The sequence below is a fragment of the Bradyrhizobium genomosp. III genome, assembly GCF_000261705.1.
GTDB lineage: Bacteria > Pseudomonadota > Alphaproteobacteria > Rhizobiales > Xanthobacteraceae > Bradyrhizobium > Bradyrhizobium ottawaense.
In genome coordinates this window covers 1-279 of the sequence record NZ_AJQF01000292.1, presented here as the reverse complement: position 1 = coordinate 279, position 279 = coordinate 1, and the positions used below count along the sequence as shown (strand labels likewise).

The window sequence follows — 279 nt, the reverse complement described above, 5'->3', positions numbered from 1 at the left end:
CTTGCGCAGCCCTGCGATCGCGAGCACGGCGACGAACGTGCCGAGGTTGACGATCGTGGTCGCAAGTCCGGCGCCGAACAGGCCGAGCTCCGGCAGGCCGAACAGGCCGTGGATCAGCGCATAGACCAGCGCGGCATTGACCGGGATCGCCGCGAGCGTGATCCAGAGCGGCGGCTGCGGCCGGTTCACCGCGCTCATCATGCTGCGCAACGCGATGAAGCCGAGCGCCGGCGCGATGCCCCAGGCCAGGCCGTTGAGATAGCGCTGGGCCAGCGCGGC

1 pseudogene is annotated in these 279 nt (G+C 70.6%); it reads right to left on the bottom strand.

From position 1 onward, the window contains the following. Positions 1–279, bottom strand: a pseudogene (locus IC66_RS0124545) (MATE family efflux transporter); the annotation flags it as partial.